The organism is Paenibacillus sp. OK076, assembly GCF_900110055.1.
Taxonomy (GTDB): domain Bacteria; phylum Bacillota; class Bacilli; order Paenibacillales; family Paenibacillaceae; genus Paenibacillus.
Genome location: NZ_FOCH01000001.1, coordinates 2,425,896 through 2,445,868 on the forward strand (window position 1 = coordinate 2,425,896; position 19,973 = coordinate 2,445,868).

Consider the following 19,973-nt stretch of genomic DNA (forward strand, 5'->3'; position numbering starts at 1 on the left):
CTGGGCAGCCTTGGTCCAATTGTTGAACGAAGGGTGCTGTTTGGAGTCTTTATACCAAGCCTATTTATTTTGTAATTTCATGAAATTGCTTTTAATGACGGGAAGCTGCTTGCGCTGGTACCACAGAAGCTTCTTCACGAACTGTGGCTTGAGCTGCCGGACGAGTTACCACAGAAGCTTCTTCACGAACTGCCTCTTGAGCTGCCGGACGTGTTACTACAGGAGATTCTTTACGAACTACCTCTTGAGCCGATGGACGAGTTACTGCAGGAACTTCTTCCCGAGCTACTACTTGGTCATCCGAACGTGGTACCACAGAAACTTCATCACGAGGTGTCGTTTGAGCTGCTGGGCGTGCTACTACAGAAGCTTCATCACGGACTGCGGCTTGAGCAGAAGGACGTGTTACTGTAGGAGCATCTTCGCGGCCATCCGTTTGCTGCGATGGGCGCGTTACTGCAGAAGCTTCTTCACTCGCAACCACCCTCGGAGTATTGCTCGAAGCCCAAGCGGTTGTCACTGTACTAATTGCAGCAACGGCGAATAGCGTCGATATCGCTATAACAAAGGTTTTCTTGTTCACATTTTTTACGTTAAGCATAAATATTAATCTCCTTTTTAGTTGTTTGCCTTCCCCGGATAAAGAGGAGCAGAATTGTATAGGTAGATTCCTTGATCCTGCCACTACGTTCAGGATGGTTTCCCCATAGCGTTTACGATCCGCAAGGGACATTCCCTTTACGACTTCTTCATCGCAGGACAGTTCACTCCACGTATGAATATCTTTCGAAAGCATATGAACCAATGGATTGAACCAATGCAATGCACGGGCTACTAATATGAGCGCCTTGATCCATAGATCTTTCCTTTTCAGGTGGATCAGTTCATGATGGAACACCATACGTATATCCACGTTTGCAGAATTCTTCAGAGGCAGATAAATAGTAGGTTTCCTCAGCCCAATAAGAAAAGGACTGCGAATCAGAGCGCTGTAAGCGAGTCGAACCTCGCTCTTGAGACCCAGACTCTCCTTGATTGCAGGGAGCAGCATAGCAATTTCGCCGGTCATTGGAACGCTGGTTCGCGTAAGTTTTAATGTCTTGATAAATCTGTGGTAACAATATGTTTGCCATGCTGCAAAAGCTATGGCCCCGATTACCCATAAGCATATAAAAGTGAGAGCTGTGTTTGCTGGAATGGTCTGTACCTGAATGGCAGGCGTCGGATGAAATGATCCAGGTATCACATGTTGAGCAGTTATGGGTAACTCGTTTACTGTAGTACTGAATGGGAACAATGAAAACATCCAATTAAAGACCAGAAAAATGGGCAATAGATACAAGCCTAAAGCCATTTTCCCAATTCCAAAACGCCATTTTGCAGGGAAGACTTGAAAGGGAGCAAGGCGCAATAACAGAATGAAAGCGACAACGACACTTCCGGCAACAGTCAGCGTAGACAGTAATACAAGAATGGTATTCATAGATTACACCTACTTTTCTGAAAACCATTGTCTCAGCTCTGCAATGTCTTGATCTGAGAGCTTGTCGCCATCATACAAAGCTGAAATCAAATTTTTTACAGAGCCTTGATATAATCCATCCAGAACTTGTTGTGCCTCCAATAGCTTGTAGTCTTCGGGTGAAATACGGGGCACATATTTGTTGGTCCGTCCATCCCTTGTAGCTGTAAGGGCCCCTTTGTCTACCAGCCGAGAGAGAAAGGTAGAGATCGTTTGCGCCTTCCAAGCTTTACCCCTTTGGGAAAACATGGTCAGCAGTTCGGTGGAGGTGACAGGTGGCTCACACTCCCAGATCACTTCCATCAGTTCCATTTCAGTATCCGATAATTTTTGCAGATGGTTCACGGTGAACACTCCTTAACTTCGTTATGCGTCCATATCGAAGGTTATTACTACACTACGTAGTACATACAAGTTACTACAACGTGTAGTAGGTAGTCAAGTGTTGCATGGATATTGCAAAAACAGAGTCAGGTCTGTACTGCTATAAGCTTAATCTTTGATTAATTTTAATGCAGCGACGAATGTCTGGAGTATATACTTAGTCTTAAATCCTGAAATCACTATTGGGGAGGAACCACATGAATCTGTTTCATATACGAGCCACACTGCAAGAGATCGATTGGACGGAGTCGTTTCTGGAGAATAACTTTATCGGCATTGGTTGGCCTGCGACAGGAGATTTGGAGCACGAGCCTGCAGAAGAATGGACAGAGCAATTAGTTCAACACTACAGGATAGGAAAGACGGAGCTTCGTGATGTCCTGGACACGCTCCATACTTTTGCCTACGTCATGCAGGACGGGGACTATGTTTTGATAAATGATGATGAATGGGCATATGTAGGGGATTTGGGCGATTATTTTTACGATGATTCCAACGGAACCGGAGAGGAATACATATGCCATCGACGGGGAGTTACCTGGCTGGGGCGCATTCCCTTAGCAGAGTTAAATGATAAAGTACTTGCACTTGTGAGTCATTACTCAATCATTGCGAAATTCGAACACTCAATTACGCAGGCTCAACTGGAGCCCTGGGTTTCGATCACCTCTGTAGCTACTGAAGGAGATAATCATTCCTCAGTTAGAGTAGATGAAGCTACTATTCAAGAAGCACTCAATGTTCTAAAAAAGGCATTGCATAGCGAAGAAGAGGGCCTGCGAATCCGCGCAGCGGCGGCAATTTTACAATACGCCAAATCCTAGGGACTTTCTCACTTTGGTTCTTTTAATATCGGCTTCCTAGTTAGGGATAAGAGGTGGGACAAAGGACATATGTATATGAGTTGAAAAATAGTTAGTATTGACCAGACGCCAAATGGTGTCATAATATTTAAGCGACACACATGGTTTTGAATGAAATTAACTGCTTTTTCTTGGCAATCATATGTAAGAGAAGAATCATTTTAGAAATGCAACAATATGACTAGCATGATGAAGGATGGTTCCTGATGACAACTAATAAAACTAATCCCAAGGTTGATGAATATTTAAACAAAGCAAAGAAGTGGAAGCAAGAATCGGAGAAGCTAAGAGAGATCGTTCTTTCCTGCGGGCTGACCGAAGACTTTAAGTGGATGCATCCTTGCTACACGTTGTAAAATAAAAACGTCGTTATCATTCATGGATTTAAGGAATATTGTGCGCTTCTTTTCCATAAAGGAACCTTGTTAAAAGATAAGCAAGGTATTCTAATCCAACAAACAGAAAATGTACAAGCTGCTCGCCAAATCCGGTTCACTAATCTTCAACAAATCGTTGACATGGAAGCTATCCTGAAAGAGTATATTCTTGAAGCCATTGAGGTTGAAAAGGCCGGATTGAAAGTGGAACTCAAAAAGAATATAGAGTATGCTGTTCCAGAAGAGTTTCAAACTAAACTGGATGAAAATCCTGCGTTGAAAACCGCATTTGAAGCATTGACGCCTGGACGTCAACGGGCATACCTTTTTTATTTTTCCCAACCGAAGCAATCCAAAACCCGTGTGTCCAGGGTGGAGAAATGTACGCAGCAAATTCTGGATGGAAAAGGGTTGAATGATTAAACCTTTAATGTACAGGAAACAGCCTGTTTTGTTTTGAAATTAATTTATATGCATCGAAGCACCCGCCTTAGTGGGTGTTTTTTTGTTTTTTCATCTGTCGAATATGAAATCATCTTGTCAAATGTACTATTGCATGGTATCGTTGATAACGATTATCAATATCATTTGAAAAAGGTGGGTTTATTTTGCTGAAACGAAGAAACTCGATATGGCTTTTGTCTGCTCTCTTTATATTACTTGTACTAAGTGCATGCGGTCAGGCCGCAATGACAAGCAATACAACGGAGACCACTACAACCGAAGCTACGGACATGGAATCATCAACTGACTCCACTTCTGCTTCTGACGCCGATACAACAACAGGTGCCGAAGGAGAGACTGTTACATATCAATCGGATGCAGGTGAAGTGGAAGTACCTGCAAATCCGAAGCGGATTATCGATCTGACCGCATTTTCAACAGGGTACTTTGTTGCACTCGATGCTCCAGTCGTCGGAGCCTTGTCAGGTGCAATAAACAACAAGTACATCAAGGACCAGCTCAAAAGTCAGGGGACAACAGATCTGGGAGAGCAGCCAACAGCGGAGCAAATAATCAGCCTAAAGCCTGATCTGATCATCGCATACACAGGTACAGAGGGTCTCGACAAGTTGTCGCAGATTGCACCAGTGGTACAGTTACAATATGGTAAGCGCAATTTCAAGGATCTCATGTTGGAGATGGGCAAGCTGACCAATAGAGAAGCCGAAGCAAAAGACTGGATCACACAATGGGAAGCGAAGATCAATGGGTTGAAGCCAAAAGTGCTTGCCGCTGTAGGAGATCGTACAGTCTCCATTTTGAATCCATACGCCAAAGGATTATTTGTATTTGGTCATAATTACGGTCGTGGTGGTGAAATACTCTATGACGAATTTGGTCTCAAGGCACCAAAAAGGGCTCAGACAGAGGCAATTGATAGTGGCACAGGCTGGGCTTCAATCTCGATGGAAGTGTTACCGGAATATGCAGGCGACATCATCTTCACCAGCCCGTGGTCAGGAGATACAACCGATCCGAAGATTGTTTACGATAATACGGTGTGGAAAAACCTAACTGCGGTCAAAGAGGGCCATGTGTTCCAGCTTGATCCGACCTCTGATACATACAACGACCCTGTATCGCTTGAAGGTCAGCTGAAGTTTATATCAGACAGCCTGCTTTCGGTGAAGTAGTCTTTGAGTAATATATATTTTTTCAACCCTTTGGCGAATCTGGACCAAAGGGTTTTTCAATTTCATTTTCATGATAATATGAGATGAAGTATGCGAAATAAATCTTGGTTAGGAGAAGATAATATGGACGTTTTTGCAGAATATCTAGCACGAATTGATAACCTGGGACATCGGGACCGTACGGAAGAAGTTTTAGAATGGATTATCAAGAAGTACCCAAATTTAGTACCTAAAATAGCGTGGAATCAGCCCATGTTTACCGATCATGGCACATTTATTATTGGATTTAGTGTATCCAAACATCATTTGGCTGTGGCGCCTGAGAAGGCAGGGATTAATCATTTTTCCGATGAAATTGTGAAGGCCGGCTATGAGCACACCAAGGAGTTGGTGCGTATCCGGTGGGATGGACCGGTTGATTTTTCATTACTGGAACGAATGATTGATTTCAACATTACGGAAAAAGCAGACTGTTCAACCTTTTGGCGGAAATAGGCATGATCGATAGCCTACAACAAAAGACCTCGCTCTCACTTACGTCGGTGAGCGGGGTCTTTGTAATGGGTTATTCAGCAATTGGTTTGGACATTGCACCAAAATAATCTATGACTACGCTGCGAAACGCGATAGCTGCTTTCGAGATATATCTGTTTTTATGCGACAATAAAGCAATTTCCCTCACTAGGTTCTGATCCTCGATCCGGAGATATACAATTCGTTCCTGCGGGTTTCTTGCTGTATTGGGTATAAAGGCAATCCCAATCTCCGCCTCCACAAGTGCAGTTAATCTTGCAGGCTCATCTCCTTCATAAACATACTTCGGTACGAATCCGACGGATTGACATTTGGAGTCCACCAGATCACGAATACCATATCCTTTTTTCACCCCCACAAACCACTCATCCTTAAGCTCTTCTATTGTGATGCTCCTTCGATTCGCATATTGATGACCGAGAGGCACAGCAACTACAATTGGGTCCTGGAACAGCATCTGACATTCGATATCATCTCCCTGGATTGGAGGGGAAGACAGACAAAAATCAATTTCGCCTCGGTGGAGAAGCGTGCACATGTCTTCCAACGTAACCATTTGTACATGAAACTGAACATTCGGCTTATTTTTTCGGAATTCCCGCAGGATTCCTGGTAATGTGCTTGCTGTAGTCACTGCCAATTGAAGTGTACCGTGATCCGGGTTGGAGAGATCAGCAATTTCCTGTTTTCCCTGTTCCAATTCGAATAAGGCTTTTTCGGTCCGTCGAAGGAATGTTCTTCCGAATTCGTTTAACCGCAGTTTTCTGCCCAATCGATCAAATAACGGTGCACCCAAGTCATCCTCCAAACGTTGTATCGTCTTGCTCAGTGAGGATTGAGTGACATGCAGCTTACCCGCAGCTTCTGTAACATGTTCACATCGGGCTAACGTCAGAAAATAGCGTAGCTGAAGAAGTTCCATTTCGCACCACTCTCTTATTCCTTTTAGTTCATCAAATCATAACATAAAATGCGTTGGAATAAATAAAGGGATTCCATTAAGATGACAACAGAAGAAGGAGGGATATACATAATGAATGCTCGAAATATATGGTTAATGATATCTGTGGGCTTGGGAATCATGCTGAATCCGCTCAATTCCTCCATGATATCTATAGCAATTGCAAGACTACAACAGGAGTTTATACTTGATGTTACGACCGTGTCATGGATTATTTTTTCCTTTTACATTGCAAGTGCTGTGGCTCAACCGGTCATGGGCAAGTGCAGTGATCTGTTCGGCCGCCGAAAGATATTCCTTATCGGTCTGGTTGTTGTCTTTGGTTCCTCCATGTTAGCTCCGTTATCTCCAGACTTTTCTTGGCTTATCGTATTCCGGATCATTCAATCTGTTGGCACAAGCATGATGGTAGCCGTCGGAATGGCGATTGTAAGAATCCACGTTACTGAGAAACAGGCTGCTGCCCTGTCTATCCTTGCGATGTTCCTGTCTGGTGCAGCCGCGGTAGGCCCTTTTATTGGCGGTGTATTGATTCATTGGTGGGACTGGCAAAGTATTTTTCTAGTGAATATTCCATTGGTAATCGCAAGCTTTATATTCGCCTGGAAAACCATTCCCAAAGAAGCGACCCTCAAATCCAACTATGGCGACATGTCCATCAGAAAATGGTTCCTGCTGATTGATGCGCCCGGCATACTTTTGTTCACCGTCGCATTGGTGACTCTGCTAATGAGCGTGCTTTCCGTTAAATCAATCGGACATCTTTTAACTTGGCACCTTATGGCAGGAGGGATCGGATTGCTTGCATTAGCAAGTTTTATCCGACATGAATTGAAAACAGCGTCCCCCTTTATTCCGCTGAGGGTATTTGCCAAATATCCCGAAATGACCTGGGTGAATGTACAATTTATGCTGGTTAACACTCTGTTTTACGCTCTGTTTTTTGGTGTGCCATCTTATTTACAGCAGGTACGCCATCTGAACGAAGTTCATACAGGACTATTGATGCTAACCCTTGGTTTATGTTCACTCATCAGTTCTCCTCTCGCCGGACGCTGGATTGACAAATCAGGTACGCGGCCAGCTTTGATCGTTTCAGCGGTGTTAATGACGTGCGGGTCCATCTTGATTGTGGCATTGGATAAAGACTCACCAGTGGTGAATGTCATTTTGCCCTTAGCTGTATTTGGTATAAGTAATGGGCTCAACAGTGTTGGTATGCAGGCGGCTTTGTTTAAAAGCACACCCAAAGATATGATCGGTGTCGCATCAGGTATTTTTAATACATCGAGATATCTGGGGACCATTTTGTCATCGTTGTTGATTGGAATTGTCATGGGAGACACATTCAGTTTTATAGGATTTCAAACGCTTGGAATCATCCTGACAGTATTAGCTGCATCTTTAATCATCATGACCTTACGACGCCAGAAATCATCCGCAACGCAGACGTTATAGTGCCGAATCTCATAATTCATATCATTACGTAGTCATATATTGCTTTCGAAATTGAAGCGGAGACAACCCGATATACCGTTTGAAACAGGATGAGAAGTATGGAGCATAACGAAAGCCCACTTCTTCTGCAATGCGATCAATCAACCAGTCTGTAGTAACCAGTAATCGCTTTGCACGTTCTAAACGAAGTTCATTTAAATATTCAATTGGTGTTTTACCATACTTCATCTTCATGCAGCGGATAACATAGTTGGGATGAAAATGGAGAGCTGCTGCCAACGTTTCATTCGTGACCTTTGTCTTATAATTCTGTTGAATATATATTGCTGCTTGTTCTGCTAATCGTGTCTGCACGGAATCCATAACCCGCAAGCTGCCTTCTTCCAGTATGGAAAGCAATTCACCTAGCAAGCGCTGCTCCTGCCAAAAGGAGCTATCCATTTCTAGTGTCAATAATTGCTCCAGAAGATTGAAAGCCGCTTGTGGATTGGCTAATTTCGAATGTTTAGGAAGCCTTAACGTATAAGGATTGCCAAACGGTCTGGAGGAATCTTGCAACTCCGGTTCATAATCAGAAGAGGTCAGCAAGCTTTCATATCTTTCAACATGCTCGAAATGCAGCCAGTAAAATACCGTTTTCTGTGAACACGGCCTGACCGAATAGTGTTCTCCTTCTGGCAGCAGGATTAGTGAGTCTCCTTTTACCAAAGTCCATTGCTGATCATTCTCTCCAATATATAATTCTCCCTTGACCACAATCAGTACATCGTAGATACCAAGCTTTTTCCGGTTCGGATGTTGATCTCCGATTTCATATTCAGAACGTCCTGCTCCTAGATAATAGGGGAGTTGGGGGACGTTAAGCTCTATGATTCCATCTCCATTCAAAACAGATAACCCTCCCTATTAGTGTTAAATTTTATAGAAAAAAGTTCAATTCAATTCTATTTTCCCATGTAATCACAGCTTATAATTGAAAACCACAAGAGTCAATTTTATAGGAGGAATTCCATAATGCGAAAAGCCAAAGTAGCCATTCAAGACACCTTCTGGAAAGAATACTCCGAATTAGTCCGTCAGACTGTCATTCCTTATCAATGGGAAGCGCTAAATGACCGAATCGAAGGCGCGGAGCCGAGCTATGCCATCCGTAATTTCCGAATTGCAGCTGGCTTGGAGAAAGGTGAATTCGGGGGATGGGTATTTCAGGATAGTGATCTCTACAAATGGTTGGAAGCGGTTGCTTATTCGATCGGTAACCATCCTGATCCCAAGCTGGAGAGCATCGCTGATGAAGTGATTGATCTGATTGGTCAAGCTCAACATGATAATGGATATGTAAATACCTACTTCACCATTAAAGAGCCTGGAAGTCAATGGACCAATCTGTATGAAGCTCACGAGCTATATTGTGCTGGACATATGATAGAGGCAGCAGTTGCATATTATCATGCGACAGGGAAACGCATTTTTCTCGACATCGCATGTCGGTTCGCCGATCTCATTGATAGCTTGTTTGGAACCGAGCAAGGTAAAATTCAGGCGTATTGCGGGCACCAGGAAATTGAATTAGCTCTGGTTAAACTGTACAACGTTACAGGAGAACAACGTTATTTGAATCTGAGCAGTTATTTCATTAATGAGCGCGGTAACAAGCCAAGTTATTTCGTGGAAGAGTGGGAACGCCGGGGAAGGAAAAATATTTGGTCACAGGGGACTCCCAATCTTGAGGTATATCAGTCTCATCTGCCAGTGAGAGAACAAACGGTCGCTGTGGGTCACTCTGTTCGAGCAGTCTATATGTACACCGCCATGGCCGATTTGGCACGCCTCACGAATGATTCAAGTTTGCGAGAAGCCTGTGAGCGGCTCTGGATCAATACAACGCGCAAGCAAATGTATATACCGGCGGCATAGGTGCAACACATCTGGGGGAAGCATTCACGTTTGACTATGATCTGCCTAACGATACGGTTTATGCAGAGACCTGTGCTTCCATTGGACTAATTTTCTGGGCACGTCGGATGCTGCAATTGGAAGCCAAAAGTGACTATGCTGACGTCATGGAAAGAGCACTATACAATAATGTACTTGGCAGCATGTCCAAAGATGGACAACATTTCTTCTATGTAAATCCACTAGAGGTATACCCGGACGCAAGTGAAAAAAATCCAGACAAACATCATGTGAAGCCCGTACGGCAGAAATGGTTTGGTTGTTCATGCTGTCCGCCTAATGTGGCACGTTTATTGAGTTCACTTCATGATTATATTTATTACATATCTAATGACGGAAAAACGGTGTATGTGCACTTGTTTATCGGTAGCGAGCTTCAATGGGTGACAGGAGACGGTCTGCAAGTAACAGTACATCAACGATCTGAATTACCGTGGTATGGAAAGGTGGAGTTCTCGATTTCTTTGGCTGGTAATGATGCTAAAGCTGCTCCATTTGAGATTGCAGTCCGCATTCCTCAGTGGTTTCAAAGTCAGGATCCAATATTAAAGATCAACGGAGAACCTCAACATTATCGTAAGCATAATGGTTATGCAAAAATGGAACGTGCTTGGTCCGATGGTGATACAGTAGAGTGGATATTGCCACTAGAGACCCAATTGATCGCTGCTCATCCTCTGATCCGGCCAGATGCTGGGAAAGCTGCCATCCAACGCGGCCCACTCGTTTATTGCCTGGAGCAAGTGGATAATGGATCTTCACTGTCTTCACTCTCATTCGCAGAGGAGCCAGAGTTGAGAGAACACGAAACGCCTGAACTGCTTGGTGGCTGCATTACTGTAGAAGTTGATGGGCTACTTGTGGATGAATCCGTGTGGTTGGATAATCAACCTTACCAGCCGTTAAACAAAAACGTCAAACCAGTACAACTCACAGCAATCCCTTATTATTTATGGGGCAATCGACAAGCCGGAGAAATGAATGTTTGGCTTCGTACCTGATTCTATAATTCGTTTGTGACACCTTTCATTGAAAATCGGTAAAGAGACACAATTACTAAAAGTCGCCTAAATGGCGACTTTTTGCTTTATGGTCATGCTCGTTTAATACAAACAGCTTCTTTTTTTAAACGAAATTTAAGATACGCATTAAACCAATGTAAGGTTGATCTTCTATACTTGCCTCTGAGCTTCAAAAATCATTCGAGGGAGAGATTTATATCTATCATTCACGTTCATACACATCAAATCGAATCAGAATAACAGCTATCAGCGCACTCGCTATGATTCTGACCGCATGCCCGATCATAAGTACGGGTAGTGCTGCCGCTAATGCAGCTCCTGTATCAGCTATTTCACAAGCCAATAAAGATATTAAGGCTCAAGCGCCTATCCAATATCGAATTCAAGCCCGGCTGGATGAGAAGAAGATGATGATCGAGGGGAGTGAATCCATTACTTACCGCAATACAAGCAAAGATACATTGAAGCAACTGGTTTTTCATACTTATGCTGATGCCAACCTTTCGGAATCGACACAGACGACCATGTTTAAACATTCCAATGAAGAGATTAGCAAAAATAACCCTGATAAGAAACCGGAAGACTTTCTTGGAGGAATTGATATTGAGAAGGTGACGACCGGTGGGCAAGCCCTTGATTTCAGTAATAAAGACCAAGCTATGTCGGTGAAATTGGAGCAACCCCTTCAGCCTGGTGAATCCGTGTCGGTTCAAGTCCACTTTAATCTGAAGATTCCCTATGGCTCACAGCGGTTATCGTATTACAAAGATATTATCAATGGGGCTCATGGGTTCCCTGTAATGTCAGTCTATGATGAGGCCAAGCATGAATGGGATACCAAACCTTATAGTAAAACATTCGAAACGGATTATTATACTTCCGCGGATTATGAAGTTCAGTTCAATGTTCCCGATCAATATCAGGTAGTGATGCCTGGTACGATAACCACACGGGATGATGCAGAGACTGGACGCAAAGTGGTATCGACCGTAGCCGAGAATACGAGGGAGTTTGCTTTCTTTGCCAGCCCGAACTTCAAAGTGGACAGCGTAACCCGGAATGGCCTCACCGTAGAGTATTATTATTTTGACAACCAGCCAGGTAAGAAAAAAATCGTTGATGGATATATTGATCAAGCATTCAAAGCCATTGATTTTTTTAGTGATAAATACGGTAAATATCCTTATCCTGAATTCCGGATTGTTGAATCGTATGTAGAAGGTGTAGCTATCGAGTATTCAAGACTTATCCAAATGGGGCAAATCGGAATAAATTCTGCTCCAGAACAAGACACCGTATTTGTGCATGAAATCGCCCACCAGTGGTTTCATGCGTTAATCGGGAATAATTCGGAGACAGAGTCTTTCCTGGACGAAGGCTTTGCAGATTTCTCTAAAGTGTATTTCTCTGAGAAGCAGGGGGACACGATGAATGGCTTTAAGTCTATCCAATTTGACGATTCCACGGTGGATAAGGCCATTGCTTCAACCAATGACGAGGTGGGAGATTGGGCAAGCCCAGTTTATTACGATAAAGGCCGCCAAGCAATATACCAATTGTACCGTTCCGTCGGGGAAGAAAAATTCGATGCCTTTATGAAAGAGTATTTTAAACGCTATGTGTATCAAAATGCTACGATTGACGGACTTCTGCAAACGATAGAAGATGTACTGGGGAAAGAGACGCGAAATGATATGAATAAAGCCTTATATGATCCCAATTTTGTGCTGAAGCCCGAATATCAACTGTCGAATGAGGAAAAAACGGCATATCTGCATGATCAGTTTCAATCGCTATATGAATCAGCATTAACTCAGGTTCCGAATGTACCTTTTGAAACGATGAGCCGTGTGATGGATAAAGCCCTTCAAGGTGAGCCATTAGCCATTGTGGTCAGTGATCAGGTGAGCAAGTCAGCGAACAAACAACAGGAAGCCATGGTAAACCAACTAACAACTCTTCTGGATTTAAGCGGAGTGAAGTATGACGTGATCCGGGACCGGCAGGATTTGAAGCAAAAAATGAAAAAAGAATTGGCTACCAGCAACCTAATAGTACTTGGTAGTGCTAAATCAAATGGTTTTGTACAAGCTTTAAAATCCAGCATTATGGACCGTGCTAACCATATCGGTTTTCAATGGAAAACGACTATGAACCAACCGTCAGTTGCTGGAGCCTATGTGATCAAACACCCTTATAATCAAAATCGTTTGATGCTGCACTATTTCTGGAATGAAGATCATCTGAGCAGTGGGAGTCTTGAACCCTTTATGATGAAGATGCAGGAATCCACTGGATTCAGCAGCGCTTATTATCAGTACTATATGTTGAACAAGACGGGCAAGGTAACATTGGATAAAAAAGTGGAAAATCCACTTTCAAAATTATTTGTTGAGGAATAACTCGAAGTGTTCATTCTTATAAAGAAAGATTAAAATTTCCTTTTGCAATTGTCATTGGATGATCATCATATTGTCTGTTACAGAGTCGCCTATATGGCGGCTTTTTTATTTAAGTTCAATTTAGGTTTTTAAAACCTGTCCTGAAGGGTAAATATAACGTGGATCTTTAAGTGGATTGTCAAATAAAACGTTGCGGAGGAAAGTGAAGAATGTTAGGGAAAGCATTGATTGTTAATATACTGCAAATAATAACAATATAATGTGCAAAGACACCTAAAACTGTACGACAGTAACATCAATGACAAGAAAATGATCAGAATTCGGAGAACACCGAGATGAGGAGGACATATGAAAACAACCAAGGTCTCATTTTATGTACTATCAATAATTCTGCTCCTAGTGGCGGGGTTATCCGGATGGTCGGGGGATGCCAATGCAAACTCCAATTCAGGTAAAACCTATGTGATCGGCACGGACATCACATTTGCACCGTTTGAATATCAAGATGAAAATGGGGATTATGTAGGCATCGACATGGATTTGCTGGATGCGATCGCCAAAGATCAGAACTTCAATTATCAAATCAAAGCGCTGGGATTTAATGCGGCTGTGCAAGCTCTTGAGTCCAATCAGGTGGATGGCGTCATTGCCGGGATGAGTATTACAGATGAACGAAAACAAAAGTTTGATTTCTCAGAACCTTATTATCAATCAGGCGTCGTAATGGGTGTTAGCGTAAATAATGATACCGTAAAAAGCTACGAAGATCTCCGCGGTAAAAAGGTCGCTGTGAAAACGGGCACAGAAGGGTACAGCTTTGCTGAATCCATCGCCTCAAAATACGGCTTTACCATTGTTCCATTCGATGATTCTTCGCAAATGTATGATGATGTGAAAACTGGAAACTCGGTTGCATGTTTTGAAGATGAACCTGTCCTAAGATTTGGGATAAAACAGAATAACGGTTTGAAAACCGTTACCGATAGAGAAGACGGCGCTTCCTATGGATTTGCGGTAAGCAAGGGACAGAATCAAGAACTCCTAAAGATGTTTAATGAAGGATTAGTGAATATCAAGGCTAACGGTGAATTTAAGCGCATTACCGAGGAATATGTTGGCGAGAATGCCACTGTCGCAAACCAGGGTCGTTGGGAATTAGTTCAAAAATCTCTACCTGTGCTGTTCAAAGGTATGGGGAAAACACTCTTGTATACGATTATTTCGCTGTTTTTCGCCTTTATCATCGGCTTGATTTTTGCTTTTATGAAAGTGGGTCAGAATAAGTTCCTTCGAATTGTTGCTACTGTATTTGTGGATATTTTCCGCGGGATACCGTTGATTGTCCTGGCATTCTTTATTTATTTCGGAATTCCTCAGGCGATGGGCTTCACCATGCCACTGTTCCTGGCCGCCATTCTGACGTTGAGTCTGAATGCAGGGGCGTACGTAACGGAAATTATTCGTGGGGGTATTCAATCGATTGATCGTGGACAGATGGAAGCAGCCCGTTCATTGGGACTTCCTTATCGCAAAGCGATGATAAAGATTGTAATCCCTCAGGCCATACGGGTTATGATTCCTTCATTTATTAATCAGATGGTTATTACATTGAAAGATACGTCGATCTTGTCCGTCATTGGTCTGGTGGAGTTGACGCAATCCGGTAAGATTGTCATCGCAAGAACATTCGCCTCTTTCGACATTTGGTTGACTGTTGCGATTATGTACCTGATTGTTATCATCACATTGACTAAAATTGCTGACTACCTGGAGGTGAGGGTTCGTCGTGGGTAAAATTAAAGTAGAAGGATTAAAGAAAAGTTTTGGCACGAATCATGTGTTGAAGGGCATCGATATATCGGTCAACGAAGGTGAAGTTGTCTGTGTCATTGGACCTTCAGGTTCAGGTAAAAGTACGTTTTTACGCTGCATTAACCAGTTAGATGAGATCACAGCTGGACGGGTTATCGTAGATGATCGGGATTTAAATGATCCCAAAACGAACATTAACAAAGCTCGCGAGAACATAGGTATGGTATTTCAGCACTTTAACCTGTTTCCTCATTTTAGCGTGCTCAAAAATATTATGTTTGCCCCCAGAGAACTTGGGATTTTAAAAGAACAGGAAGCACGCGATACGGCACTCCGTTTACTGGATCGGGTTGGTTTGTCGGATAAAGCAGACAGCTATCCCAACCAACTTTCGGGCGGACAAAAACAACGCGTAGCGATCGCTCGTGCGCTTGCCATGAATCCGGACGTTATGTTATTCGATGAACCAACTTCGGCACTTGACCCCGAAATGGTAGGCGAAGTCCTTGGTGTAATGAAGGATCTTGCGAGCGAAGGTATGACGATGATTATCGTGACCCATGAAATGGGCTTTGCCCGTGAAGTTGCGGATCGGGTTGTCTTCATGGACGGTGGATATGTTGTAGAGCAGGGCACTCCTGATGAAATATTCGGAAATCCAAAAAATGAACGGACGATCAGCTTCCTCGAGAAAGTACTCTAAAACCATACCAAAAAACCTTCAAGAATTCGTTCTTGAAGGTTTTTTGGTATGTTGTAATTTCCTGCTTTTACACCCGGTCTGATGTCTCTCCATCACTTTGACAGCGGCAGCAACCTCTGTTAGCAGGGAAGACGCAAGAATAGGGCCCCCTCTCATATTACTCATCCAACTGGAAATTCTTCAACGAATATGTAGTCATTTGCATGTTTTTGGCGTAGTCGATTTGAAAAATACAGGAATAAATCACGTTTAACACGTAATCAAAGGCAATTTGTGATGAAAACGTACCGATCTTTGCATGTTTTGTTTCGTCATTCGGCACCTGGATACAGATCGTACTCATCTTGGCCAACTCACTTTGATGATTCGCGGTAATCGTAATAAATGGGATTTTTTCACGCGAGAAATGTTGAGCTGCCTTTAGGAAAATGGGCGATTTTTCATGATAGGTCAGAAAAATGGCGCAATCCTGCGCCGTAAGATTGATGGTATGGTAAGCCCATTCAGATAGCTCTGTTGTAATCACGACGTATTTATTGATTTTAATCAATTTATTCTGAAAACTCTTCGCGCGGATTTGAGAATCCCCCAACGCATAGATGAAGATTCGTTTTGCCTGATCCAGCAAATGGGCTGCTTCTGTTAGAGAGGCTTCATCCATAAAAGCAAAGTTTTTCTCAATCGTTTCTTTCATTAGTTCAGCTATATCTTTTGCCACCTGGAGTGAAGATTCACCAAGAGCGAACGGATAATTGGGATCGATATTGGAGATGTTCTGAGCATCCTGCTGAAACTCTCGAGCAAGCTTTATGCTGAACTCCTTAAACCCCGAAAGTCCAAGTTTATGAGTCAAGCGGTTGATGGCAGAATGTGACGTGTATGTAGCTTTGGCAAGCTCTTGAATATTCAAGTGAAGCATTAATTCCTTATGAGTCAGAATATAAGAAGCGATGCTTTTTTCATTTGGTGTAAAGTGGTTCATGTCTGTTAGTTGGGTCAATATTTTCAACAGGTTCACCCCGGAATCATTGAAATAATGTTGATGTAGAGCGTTCAGTAAACATTTTGTTTAAAAAGAGGGCATGAGAAATACAAAATATTGGTCAAATGTACCGTAATTTCTTCAAAGCCCCTCCGGCGGATTTTCTTCTTCTATAATAAATGAAAAAGAGCCTGAGGGGGAATTCATATGTTGACCATCGGTTACATTGGCAATGGCAAAAGTACAAATCGTTATCATCTTCCTTTTTCATTGAATCGGGATCATTTGAAAGTAAAAACGATATACGCCCGTCATCCAGAGAAAACGGAGTGGGAGAAAGCGCCTGGTGTTCTGTATACAGATGATCTTGCAGCTTTAATGAATGACGATGACATTCAGTTGGTCGTGGTCTGTACACATACCGAATCCCATTATGAGTATGCAAAGATGGCACTCGATCATGGAAAACATGTACTTGTGGAGAAACCTTTTATGCTGACCAAAGAAGAAGCCGAATCCATTTTCCAGTACGCCAAAGAAAAAAATCTCTTGATTCAATGTTATCAGAACCGACGATATGATTCGGATTTTCTGACGACCAAGAAAGTGATTGAATCAGGAAAGCTTGGCGATTTGCTGGAAGTGGAAATGCATTACGATTATTATCGACCGGAGATCCCGAATGCTACCACCCATTTTTCCAAATACAAAAGTTATTTATACGGGCACGGTGTTCACACCATTGATCAGGTATTATCCTATTTCGGGCAACCGGACAAAATACATTACGATGTTCGTCAATTGCTGGGGCCTGGCAGAATGAATGATTATTTCGATCTGGACTTTTATTACGCTTCGCTGAAAGTATCAGTCAAATCCAGCTTTTTCCGCTTAAAGCCACGCCCGAGTTTTGTAGTATACGGCAAAAAGGGGGTATTCGTAAAACAAACGGAGGATCGTCAAGAGGAACATCTGAAGTTATTTTACCTTCCCAAAGGACATCCCGATTTTGGTAAGGATTTGCCTCAGCACTATGGCGTACTGACGTATCTGGATGACGAAGGAATCTATCATGAAGAAAAAGTAACTTCTGAACAAGGCGATTATGCAAGAGTGTACGACGATATCTATGAAGCCATCAACCATGGCAAAGAAAAAGTGATTCAAGACCAAGAAACGATCGCGGTTATGGAAATATTAGAAAAAGGTATGGAGGAGTGTAACTAATATGAAACTGGGAATTGTCGGAGCCGGAATGATTGTAAGGGATCTATTGAGCTTTATTCATGAAATTCCTGCGATTACGTTGGAGGCCATATGTTCCAGACCTGCTCATCAGGATAAATTGCTGTTTCTGCAAGAACAGTATGGTATTGCACAAATATATTCGGAGTACAGCGATATGATTGCAAATGATGAAGTGGATACGATCTATATCGGACTACCAAATCATCTTCATTATGCATATGCCAGAGAAGCGTTATTGGGCGGCAAACATGTGATCTGTGAGAAGCCGTTCACTTCCAATTTTCAAGAATTTCTTGAACTTAAAGAGATTGCACGGCAAAAACAGCTGGTGTTGGTTGAAGCCATCACAAACCAATATTTGAAGAACTATTTGTCCATCAAGGAGAATCTGCGCAAACTGGGTGACATCAAAATTGTGGAGTGTAACTATTCCCAATATTCATCCCGCTATGCGGCTTTTCAGGCTGGAGAAGTGCTGCCGGCATTTAATCCGGAAATGTCTGGTGGAGCCTTGATGGATATTAATTTGTATAATATTCATCTGGTCGTAGGGCTTTTCGGAAGCCCGAAGAAGGTGGAATACTGGGCCAACATGGAACGCGGGATTGACACTTCAGGCATGTTGCTTTTGGACTACCGTGAGTTCAAGTGTGTGTGCATTGGTTCCAAAGACAGCACAGCTCCCAATGCAACGAACATCCAGGGCAATAGAGGGTATATTCATATGACGAGCTCGACCAACAAATGTGAATCCTTTGATCTTGCGCTTCATAAGGAAACGCCGATTCGAATAGATATTAAGGATCATCCTCATCGTATGTATGACGAGTTTGTTGAATTCGAGCGTATGATTCGTGAACATGATCTGGAGAAAGTCACAGCTATGTTAGAGCATAGCGAGAAGGTGATGGAGGTTATTGAACAAGCCAAACAATCCGCCAATCTTGTATTTGGACCTGATCGATAATATATTCTGAAATTCCAGAATGATTGTATTGTATCTTTTTGTGCATTTCCCAAGATGACTGTGTTAAAATGCGGTGAAAGATATAAAAAATTCATATGTCAGTGAACCAATAACAGTCTTCTTGGGGAGTATTTAATGATAACGATTAAAGATGTAGCAAAGTTAGCGGGTGTCGCGAGTTCAACTGTATCCTATGTACTCAACGGCAAAAAACATGTAAGTGAGCATACAAGACAGAAAGTACTTGCAGTAGCAAGTGAGCTTAATTACATCAAGCACGGAGCCGCATCCGAATTAAAGGGAAAACACACACAAACGATCGGAGTTATCGTTCATGATATGTCTGTCCCCTATTTTTCCGACTTGGTGAGTGGAATTGAATCCAGCGCCATAAGTCAGGGATATGACCTCATCGTATGCAGTTCTTTAGGCGGGGAGCGATCGACAGCCGCACGCTTTATCCGAGAGAGAAGGCTGGACGGTGTGATTGTAATCGCTGAAAATATTGAAGATGAGTTGTTGTTGCAGGCTGCCGAAACGGGGTTTCCAATTGTTGTGATGGACCGGGAACTTCATAGTAAGCATATTGTAAATGTTCTGATGGATGATGAGCAGGGTGGTTATATGGCAACCCGTTTCCTTCTGGATAAAGGTCACCGCGCAATCGCCTATATTAGTGGACCTTTAAGTTCGGATTGTAATCTGATGCGATATCAGGGTTATCTGAGAGCTATGCATGAAGCTGGGGTGGAAGAGAATGAGAATTGGAGACTTGGCGGCCAATTTCTGAAAACAGGTGGCTACGACGCAGCCAAGTTGCTAATGGAGGGAGAGCTTCCAACGGCAGTCTTTTTTGCGAATGATGAAATGGCCATTGGAGGTTTAGAGGCATTCAAAGAACACCAGGTTTCCATACCCGAAGATCTATCTATTATTGGATTTGATAACATACATGTAACTGAATACTTAAATCCACCTCTTACGACTTTTCGCCAACCCAAAACAGATGCAGGCTCCTTTGCTGGACATGTACTCATTCAGATGTTAAAAGGAGAGACTGTTGAGTCTACTTATAAGATCAATATACAGTGTGTCGAGCGTGACTCCGTTTCCTGTTATTCTATTATTAAAAGCTAAAAAGGCGG

The 19,973-nt window shown here is 42.7% G+C and carries 15 protein-coding genes and 2 pseudogenes; 12 read left to right on the top strand and 5 right to left on the bottom strand.

Going from position 1 to position 19,973, the window contains the following annotated elements:
- Nucleotides 1–91 precede the first annotated feature (91 nt).
- Together BMY78_RS10835 and BMY78_RS10840 are read right to left on the bottom strand one after the other, a co-directional pair.
- A complete protein-coding gene (locus BMY78_RS10835; protein WP_090897908.1) occupies nucleotides 92–1,483 on the bottom strand; it encodes a M56 family metallopeptidase in 1,392 nt (463 codons plus the stop codon).
- A gap of 9 nt (nucleotides 1,484–1,492) precedes the next feature.
- On the bottom strand, nucleotides 1,493–1,867 hold the full coding sequence (locus BMY78_RS10840; protein ID WP_090897911.1) for a BlaI/MecI/CopY family transcriptional regulator: 375 nt from the start codon (nucleotides 1,865–1,867) through the stop codon (nucleotides 1,493–1,495).
- A gap of 236 nt (nucleotides 1,868–2,103) precedes the next feature.
- Between BMY78_RS10840 and BMY78_RS10845 the strand changes: the two genes are divergently transcribed.
- The 4 genes and pseudogenes from BMY78_RS10845 (at nucleotide 2,104) to BMY78_RS10860 (ending at nucleotide 5,278) form a co-directional block, all read left to right on the top strand.
- Complete coding sequence (locus BMY78_RS10845) at nucleotides 2,104–2,730, top strand: hypothetical protein (protein ID WP_090897914.1); 627 nt, start codon at nucleotides 2,104–2,106, stop codon at nucleotides 2,728–2,730.
- 245 nt (nucleotides 2,731–2,975) lie between these two features.
- A pseudogene (locus tag BMY78_RS10850) lies at nucleotides 2,976–3,569 on the top strand (YdeI family protein).
- A 185-nt stretch (nucleotides 3,570–3,754) separates the two neighbouring features.
- Nucleotides 3,755–4,783: an ABC transporter substrate-binding protein gene (locus tag BMY78_RS10855; RefSeq protein WP_090897917.1), complete on the top strand. Its 1,029-nt coding sequence runs from the start codon at nucleotides 3,755–3,757 to the stop codon at nucleotides 4,781–4,783.
- A gap of 123 nt (nucleotides 4,784–4,906) precedes the next feature.
- Entirely contained in the window at nucleotides 4,907–5,278 is a 372-nt protein-coding gene (locus BMY78_RS10860) for an iron chaperone (protein WP_063565000.1), read from the top strand.
- A gap of 70 nt (nucleotides 5,279–5,348) precedes the next feature.
- Here BMY78_RS10860 and BMY78_RS10865 read toward each other — a convergent pair whose 3' ends face one another.
- Complete coding sequence (locus BMY78_RS10865) at nucleotides 5,349–6,239, bottom strand: LysR family transcriptional regulator (protein WP_090897920.1); 891 nt, start codon at nucleotides 6,237–6,239, stop codon at nucleotides 5,349–5,351.
- A 111-nt stretch (nucleotides 6,240–6,350) separates the two neighbouring features.
- Here BMY78_RS10865 and BMY78_RS10870 point away from each other — a divergent pair, with 111 nt between their 5' ends.
- The gene (locus BMY78_RS10870) at nucleotides 6,351–7,736 is read left to right on the top strand and encodes an MFS transporter (RefSeq protein ID WP_090897922.1); all 1,386 of its coding nucleotides are present in this window, start codon (nucleotides 6,351–6,353) and stop codon (nucleotides 7,734–7,736) included.
- Nucleotides 7,737–7,760: 24 nt separating this feature from the next.
- Here the strand turns inward: BMY78_RS10870 and BMY78_RS10875 are convergent, their stop codons facing one another.
- The gene (locus BMY78_RS10875) at nucleotides 7,761–8,624 is read right to left on the bottom strand and encodes a helix-turn-helix domain-containing protein (RefSeq protein WP_256222054.1); all 864 of its coding nucleotides are present in this window, start codon (nucleotides 8,622–8,624) and stop codon (nucleotides 7,761–7,763) included.
- Nucleotides 8,625–8,750: 126 nt separating this feature from the next.
- Here BMY78_RS10875 and BMY78_RS10880 point away from each other — a divergent pair.
- From BMY78_RS10880 to BMY78_RS10895, 4 genes and pseudogenes are all read left to right on the top strand, one after another.
- Nucleotides 8,751–10,693, top strand: a pseudogene (locus tag BMY78_RS10880) (glycoside hydrolase family 127 protein).
- Nucleotides 10,694–10,974: 281 nt separating this feature from the next.
- Nucleotides 10,975–13,116 carry a M1 family metallopeptidase gene (locus BMY78_RS10885; protein WP_090897925.1) on the top strand — a complete coding sequence of 714 codons (2,142 nt, stop codon included), beginning with the start codon at nucleotides 10,975–10,977 and terminating at the stop codon, nucleotides 13,114–13,116.
- A 348-nt stretch (nucleotides 13,117–13,464) separates the two neighbouring features.
- Nucleotides 13,465–14,910 (top strand): amino acid ABC transporter substrate-binding protein/permease, encoded by a 1,446-nt coding sequence (locus tag BMY78_RS10890; RefSeq protein WP_090897927.1) that lies wholly within the window; start codon nucleotides 13,465–13,467, stop codon nucleotides 14,908–14,910.
- Nucleotides 14,903–15,631 (top strand): amino acid ABC transporter ATP-binding protein, encoded by a 729-nt coding sequence (locus BMY78_RS10895; protein WP_090897930.1) that lies wholly within the window; start codon nucleotides 14,903–14,905, stop codon nucleotides 15,629–15,631. Before BMY78_RS10890 ends, BMY78_RS10895 begins: the two co-directional genes overlap by 8 nt.
- Nucleotides 15,632–15,788: 157 nt before the next feature.
- Here BMY78_RS10895 and BMY78_RS10900 read toward each other — a convergent pair whose 3' ends face one another.
- Nucleotides 15,789–16,640 (bottom strand): MurR/RpiR family transcriptional regulator, encoded by an 852-nt coding sequence (locus BMY78_RS10900; protein ID WP_090897933.1) that lies wholly within the window; start codon nucleotides 16,638–16,640, stop codon nucleotides 15,789–15,791.
- A 180-nt stretch (nucleotides 16,641–16,820) separates the two neighbouring features.
- On the opposite strand from BMY78_RS10900, the gene BMY78_RS10905 reads away from it, so the two are divergent.
- The 3 genes from BMY78_RS10905 to BMY78_RS10915 all read left to right on the top strand — a co-directional run bounded on the left by BMY78_RS10905 (nucleotide 16,821) and on the right by BMY78_RS10915 (nucleotide 19,965).
- Nucleotides 16,821–17,840 (top strand): Gfo/Idh/MocA family oxidoreductase, encoded by a 1,020-nt coding sequence (locus BMY78_RS10905; RefSeq protein ID WP_090897936.1) that lies wholly within the window; start codon nucleotides 16,821–16,823, stop codon nucleotides 17,838–17,840.
- A 1-nt stretch (nucleotide 17,841) separates the two neighbouring features.
- Nucleotides 17,842–18,828, top strand: coding sequence for a Gfo/Idh/MocA family protein (locus tag BMY78_RS10910; RefSeq protein WP_090897938.1), 987 nt, complete (start codon nucleotides 17,842–17,844; stop codon nucleotides 18,826–18,828).
- Nucleotides 18,829–18,963: 135 nt separating this feature from the next.
- Nucleotides 18,964–19,965 (top strand): LacI family DNA-binding transcriptional regulator, encoded by a 1,002-nt coding sequence (locus tag BMY78_RS10915; protein ID WP_090897941.1) that lies wholly within the window; start codon nucleotides 18,964–18,966, stop codon nucleotides 19,963–19,965.
- The last annotated feature ends 8 nt before the right edge of the window (nucleotides 19,966–19,973 follow it).